The 6,703-nt window shown below is 55.8% G+C and carries 6 protein-coding genes; 1 reads left to right on the top strand and 5 read right to left on the bottom strand.

The window, feature by feature from the left end:
• Positions 1-184 precede the first annotated feature (184 nt).
• The 5 genes from Q0510_RS17555 to Q0510_RS17575 form a co-directional block, all read right to left on the bottom strand.
• The gene (locus tag Q0510_RS17555) at positions 185-439 is read right to left on the bottom strand and encodes an AraC family transcriptional regulator (RefSeq protein ID WP_298714812.1); all 255 of its coding nucleotides are present in this window, start codon (positions 437-439) and stop codon (positions 185-187) included.
• Positions 440-681: 242 nt separating this feature from the next.
• Positions 682-2,292 carry an IPT/TIG domain-containing protein gene (locus Q0510_RS17560; protein ID WP_298714813.1) on the bottom strand — a complete coding sequence of 537 codons (1,611 nt, stop codon included), beginning with the start codon at positions 2,290-2,292 and terminating at the stop codon, positions 682-684.
• A gap of 8 nt (positions 2,293-2,300) precedes the next feature.
• Positions 2,301-3,002, bottom strand: a complete 702-nt coding sequence (locus tag Q0510_RS17565; protein ID WP_298714814.1) for a hypothetical protein — start codon at positions 3,000-3,002, stop codon at positions 2,301-2,303.
• A gap of 19 nt (positions 3,003-3,021) precedes the next feature.
• Positions 3,022-4,479, bottom strand: coding sequence for a RagB/SusD family nutrient uptake outer membrane protein (locus tag Q0510_RS17570; protein WP_298714816.1), 1,458 nt, complete (start codon positions 4,477-4,479; stop codon positions 3,022-3,024).
• A 57-nt stretch (positions 4,480-4,536) separates the two neighbouring features.
• Entirely contained in the window at positions 4,537-6,429 is a 1,893-nt protein-coding gene (locus Q0510_RS17575; RefSeq protein WP_298714817.1) for a TonB-dependent receptor, read from the bottom strand.
• On the opposite strand from Q0510_RS17575, the gene Q0510_RS17580 reads away from it, so the two are divergent.
• Positions 6,416-6,643: a hypothetical protein gene (locus Q0510_RS17580; protein WP_298714819.1), complete on the top strand. Its 228-nt coding sequence runs from the start codon at positions 6,416-6,418 to the stop codon at positions 6,641-6,643. The genes Q0510_RS17575 and Q0510_RS17580 overlap by 14 nt on opposite strands.
• The last annotated feature ends 60 nt before the right edge of the window (positions 6,644-6,703 follow it).

Raw genomic sequence — 6,703 nt, forward strand, 5'->3', positions numbered from 1 at the left:
AGTGCTACAAAGGACAAAATGAAAAACACAGATAACTTTCTTGAAATATCGTTGGGTAGGGTCTTAAGCTGTACTGTGTCGGATCGCAAACAATCTGTTGGCCTGTGTCTTAAAACGAAAGTAATGCACTAAAAAATAACGGCAAAAAAAACTTGGCCACAAAAACCGTGAGATTGCTGCATTTTTACCGCATAGAAATACTGCCCGGCAGTATCCCGTGTACTTTCTGGAAAGCGCGCGAGAAACTACTAGTCTTTGAGTAGCCCAGGGTAATGGCTACTACCTTTGTGGGTACGCCCTGTACCAGCATGATCCGTGCATGTTGCATGGAACTCTTTAGGAAGTAGTTGTAAATACTGGTGCCAAAAAGTTGCTTGAATCCTTTAGTGAGTTTGCTTTCTTTCATACCGAATTTTTTCACCAGTTCGGCAATTTTCATACGGGGCTGTAGATTGGAGTCGATGAATTTTCGAATAGCGTGTAGGGTTATTTCGTCTTGGTATGTCAGGAACATTGACTTAAGCTTTACGGGTTATACATACCACTAAAATAAGAAAATTGTCCTTTTTACTCGAAGGCTAGGGTTAATCGCACAGATACCGCAGTCAGCGGTTACAAAACAAAGAGGGGCTGCTTATAAAACAGCCCCTCTCCTTCTTTATTGTCTGATTTCCCCCAGGCTTATTCAAACTTCAACTTCACGATCCGGTTGGCCGTCCGGCTGTCGAACGTATCGAAGTTGCCGACCAGGATCACCGCATTCTCTCCCGGAACATTCATCATTTCCATCACCGTACCGTCGTCGGATGCAGTTGCATAGCGCAGGCCGCCGATGGCGTTGTACGTTTGGTGGACAGAACCGTCCGGGTTAAGCGCGATGAAGTTATTGCGCGACAGGCTGGCGAACTTCCGGAAAGTGCCCGTAAGTAGGATAACCCCGTTGGGCAGAACCCCGATCTGGTCGATCTTGGTACCGTCGGGGCCCGCGCCTACGCTGAACCCGGGGTCCACCGCGCCATCGGGCAGCAGGCGGGTCACGCGGTTGGCGAGCTGGCCGTTAAACCGGTTGAAGCCGCCCGCCACGATGATCTTTCCATCTGCCTGCACGAACAGGTCATAAATGAGCAGATCCGCGCCGGATCCAGGCTGGAACGAATTATCCAGGGTACCGTCGGCGTTGAGGCGCGCGATGCGCGGTGCGGGCTGCCCTTTGTAAGTGGTGAAGTTGCCCGCGATGAGGATCTTGCCGTCGGGCAGCAGGTGCGATTTGTAAATACGCCCGTTCACCGTCGGCAACCCGCGGTGCTCGTTCAGGTCGTAGTTCCAGGACGTATCCAGCACGCCGTCGGGGTGCAGCTTGATGATATGCTGCACGAAGGTGGAATCCAGGTGCATGGAGTCCACGCCGGCGCTGGATATCAGGTTGAAGTCGGGTTTTACGTAATACCGGAAATCCCCTACCGCCAGGATCTTCTCGTCGGGCAGCACATGCAGGTGGTTGATCACGCCGCGCACACCGCCCGCCAGCGAAGAAGTGATGCCGGTGTTCTGGGACGGCAGGATGATGATGCTCGAGTCTATCGTACCATTGAAGTTCAGCTTCGCGATGCTGTACACGTTTTGCGTACGTGCATAGCGGTTGAAGCTTCCCGCCACCAGGAACTTCTGCTCCTGCGGGAGGTAAACGGAACTGTACACATCCCCCTGCGGACCGGTTTGCCAGCCGTATTCCCAGGCATTGTCGATCGTGCCGTTGGCATTGATGCGGGCCATGCGGTTTACGCCTCCGGCTTTTTTGGCATCGTCGTAATCGTTGAAACGGCCGGAGATGATGTATTTGCCGTCATTAGCCGCGGTGATGTACGTAATGAGCCCGTTGGCGCCGCGCTGGCTGTTAAACATCGTGTCTACCTGCAGCTTTCCGAACACGCGGAAAAACGGTCCGAAGTAGAACTCGTCGCCCACTTTGGCGTTGATCGCCCCGGAGCTGGCCATCTCGGGAATCTTTATTTTAACCGCAGAATCGGTGACCTCGAGGATCTCCGCCTTTTCGCCGTTAAACAGAATTTCGAGCTTGTCTTTATGTTTGAGGAATCCCGTCCCGCGGACCAGCACTTCGTCGTTCACGTATCCTTTGGCGGGATTGACGGAATTTTCCGCGAAGATGATGGAGGCTTCCACAGGGTCGCCGTACGGGTTCTTACCGTCGCTGTCCACCGATTCCTTCGTGCAGGCTGCAACGCCGGCGATCACTGCCAGCGCCAGCATTCCCTGGTATATTTTGCTTTTCATGAGTTACGTTATTCTTTGGTCCTTAAATAATCGAGCGCCACGCGCCTGAATTCACCTCCGCGGAAGCCGAGTGTGTGCAGATAGCTAAGTGCGTGGACGACCCCGTTATGCGGCTGGATGTCGGAAGAAGCGACGCGGATGGTGGTGTTGTTCCTGAAATCCGTCGGGTCAAACGTGACGTCGGTCAGGTAGAGGATCCTGGGGCCGATGGCTTCCACCCCGCGGTAGTTCGTGTACTCAAGGCCGATATTCAGGATATAACCGTTCAGCATGATATAATTGATCCCGGGAAAGGCGCGGATATTTTCGCGGGCCACCCTGGGAAAGGAGCCGGCCATCCGTTTGCCGCGGAGGATGTACATGCTGATGAACTGCTTCCATACTTCGGGCCCGATATCGTCCATCGTCACGGAATCTTCCTGTGCCGCGAAACGATGGGAGTTCACTTCGTTCATCGCCGCCCTGATGGCGTCGTCGGTGAATGCGAAAAAAGTGATCGTATCGTTGGTGAACATGTCCTTCATACCAGCCAGGTCGATGATATGCTTCACGCTGTCGAAGTACATGGTTTTTTCCGTGAGGTAATCGTAAATAGTGCCATTATAGACCGGGTTGGCCAGGCCGCCGTCTTTGTAATACTCCTTCTTGCAGGAGGCGAACAGCAGGCAAGCGGCGGCCAGGATCGGCAGGCAGGCGAGTGTCTTTTTCATACGCTTCATTTTTGACGGGTTATTGTGCCCAATAGGCGGTTTGGGTGATCTTCGGATTTTTACGCATGGCCGCGATGGGTATGGGCCAGGTCCAGGCGCCGCGGTCGAATTCATCCTGCGACAGCGCATTTTCGCACTGCGAGATGTCGGTTACGCGGCCGGTGCGCACCAGGTCGAACCAGCGGTGGCCTTCGCCCCAGAGCTCTCTCACCCTTTCGAGGAAGATCGCATCTTTCAGCGCCTGCCCGTCGAGTCCTACGAATTCGCTGGCCTGCGCGCGGCGGCGCACTTCGTTGAGCAGTTCCCTCGCCCCGTCGCTGTCGCCTGTATTCGCGAGCGCTTCGGCACGGAGGAGCAGCAGCCCGGAATAGCGGAACACGATCATGTTGGCATCGTACCGGCGCGCGATCGGGTCGGAAACGCTGGAATACTTCAGGAACATCTGCGATTGCGGGTTCACCGAATTATACGGGTCATCGAACCATAACGTGAAACGGTTGTCGGATTCGCCGGGAGGATACAGGATGTCGAGGTAATCGCGCTTGATCGTGATCTCGCTGCCAAGGCCGCCGTACACGTTGGTGGCGGAAGCGATGACCGGTTGATGCAGCACCCATTGCGAAATGAAGTTGCCGGTAATATTGCCGTAGTTCACGTCCATCGAAATTTCCCAGATACCCTCTTCCGAACGGCCTTTGAAAATATTATCGATCAGCTCGTCTTCGTACGGCAGCAGTTTGTACACACCCAGGTCCATCGCTTCCTTGCAGGCCGCGGCGGCTTTGCGGTTCAGGTCTTCCGCCCGCGGTTTGTCGAACCCTGCCTGCCACATGTACATATGCGCCATAAGTGTCAGCGCGGCGCCTTTGGTGGCGCGAACGGCGCGGTAAGTGGGGTCGTTGTACACCACCGGCAGCGCGTCCGCCGCTAACCGGAGATCGATGATGCAGGAGTCCAGGATGGCTACGTGGTCGCTTTTCGGTTTCATATCGATCTCGTAAGGCGAAAACTGGAACGGTACGTTGCCGTAGTTCTGCACCAGGCAGTAATACACGTAGGAACGGACGAACCGCGCCTCCCCGATCAGCTGCGCCTTCTCGATATCACCGATCTGGCTGGCGTTCATCCCGCCGATGCGGGCCACGGCCAGGTTGGCGGCCGCAATGGATTTCCACCAGGTCTCCCAGTTCTCCCTTGGCACGTTCGCGCCGTCGGTACCGGTAATCGCAGAACTGCGGAGATCGTTCTGCGCGATCGCGCGGAAATTGTTCTTATTCCAGAAATCATAATTCCCGGGACGGAAGTCCGCAAAATTATACTGGATGCATTTGGTATACTGGTCGCGCAACTGCGAGTAAGCCGCATTCACGCCCATACGCGCGTCGTTGGCATTCCTCCAGTAATCCGCCCCCGTGAAACGGTCGTTGGGCTTCACGTCCAGGAAGTCTTTACAGGAGCTGAGTCCGGCTCCGGCCATCACTCCCGCTAAACACCATATAGATAACCACCTTTTCATATTCTGTTTTTTGCTTCGTTAAAATTCGGCTGTGATACCCGCAGTGTAAGTGCGCGCGTTCGGATAGCCATTGATATTGTCGCGGCCCAGCTGGCTCACGCTCTCGGGGTTCGGTCCGGAGTAATTGGAGAAGATGGCGACGTTGAAAGCCGTCGCATATGCGCGCAGCGAACGCAGCTTCGCCCTCTTCATGAAATTGAAATCCCGGAACGTATACGCCAGCGTAATCTGGTTGATCTTGAAGTAAGATCCGTCTTCCTCCCACAACGACTGGTCGGCGCGGAAAGGACGGATCTGGCCGTTCCTCCACACGTAGTAGATGTTGGGGTATTTCGACTGGTCGCCCGGGTTTTTCCAGTAATCCAGCAGTTCCAGGTCGTAAATATTGATGCCACCGCCGGGCTCGCCATTATATTCCAGGTTGCCGGGCTGTGTCATTTTCATGAGGCGCGCCGTCATCGCCGTATTCACGATGGTACGTTTGGCCAGGTAAGATGCAAATACGTTCAGCGAGAAGTTCTTGTAACTCCAGGTTGAGCTCACCCCACCCGTTACAAGCGGCTCGGGGTTGCCCGAAAGGATATTATCGTCGCGGTCGTCGAGGAAATAATCGCCATTGATATCACGCCAGATGGGGTCGCCCGCCTGGAAGTAAGTAACGCCGTTGCCGCGGTTGGTTTTGTAGCGTACGCCACGCACCGGGTCCACAGGCACCTCGGTATCATACTGGTAAATGCCATTCGTCTGGAACACGTAGTTGCTCATCGGGTTGCGCCCTACCTTGCGCGCCAGGTCGATGTAGAACGGCGCACCGTCGTTGTAGCGCGACATTTGCATATCCCCGGGCAGCTTGGTGATCACGCTCCGCGCGATGGCCCCGTTGAGCGTTACGCTCCAGGAAAAGCCGCCGGCTTTGCTGGACACGAACGGGCGGCCGGTAAGCACCATCTCATGGCCATAGTTCACGATAGCCCCGCCATTCACCTGGATCTTTCCGTAACCGGTAACGTCAGACAGCACCTGGTCCTGCAGGATGTTGTAAGTTTCCTTGAAGTAAGTATCGTAGTTGAGCGACATCCGTCCTTTCAACAGGCTCGTCTCGAAACCGAAGTTGTACTGGTAAGCCTTTTCAGACTGCAGGTACGGGTTCGGCATGATGCCCCAGTCGGGCCCGATCGCCGGCATGTTGTTGTAATCGGAATAGATGCTGTAGAAGCCCAGGGAATTCACACGGGTGGAAGCCGGGCGGCTGTTGATCCCGTAGGATGCGCGGATAGAACCGTAGTCGATGAAGTTCATATCCCTGAAAATCGACTCCTTGGTAAAGTTATACCGCACACCGATCGAGGGGTTGATGGCATAGCGGCTGGAGGTACCGGAATTGGAGTTGCCGTCTGCCCGGTACGACAGGTCGATGTTGTACTTCGTACGGAAGTTGTAGGAAAGCACACCGGCGAAAGACAGCGCGTGGTAGGTGGCGCTTTCGGAAGTACCGTTCACGTTATGGCCATCCGGGTTGTTCCACGGGTTGCCCGGGTAAAAGCGGGGGCTGTAGCCGCGGGGTCCCCAGTAGAAGTCGCTCGGCCCGTTGCGCATGTCACGGATGTGATCTTCCCGCTCCTTGATGTTCGCTTCCGTGAACGCGCTCACCAGCACGTTGTGTCCTTTCTCCGTATTCTCAGGGTTCGAGTTGAAGTTGTACGCCAGGCCGTTGCGCGTGTTCAATTCACCACGACGGGAAACGAATCCGTATATCATCGTCTGGTTGTTGTTGCTGAACGCCTGGTTGAAGCGGTCGCGGGTATCGGTGTAGTAATCGTAAGAAGTGGCCGAAGTGAGGCGGAGGCCTTTGAACAGCTCATAATCCACGCTCAGGTACGAGCGGATATTCACCGTGTTGTTATCATCCACGTTCTCGATATACGCCCTCAGCTCCGGGAACTCCAGGAAGTGGGACGGGCCCGGCAGCAGGGAACTGGTAAAAGCGTTGCCCGCGCTGGTCGCCGAGGTCCGCCGCCTTCGCGCCGCCCTCACCCAGATCGCCGACATGTGCGAGTGCCGCCGCGGCGACATGTGCGGATCCGCCGTCGCCCACCACGCGCTCCACGGCCCCGCCACCGAGTGACCCCGGGTGGCCCGGGCGTCACGCCGGCGCCCGGGCCACCACCCCGCACCAGACCGCACC

This window comes from uncultured Chitinophaga sp., assembly GCF_937874145.1.
Classification (GTDB): domain Bacteria; phylum Bacteroidota; class Bacteroidia; order Chitinophagales; family Chitinophagaceae; genus Chitinophaga.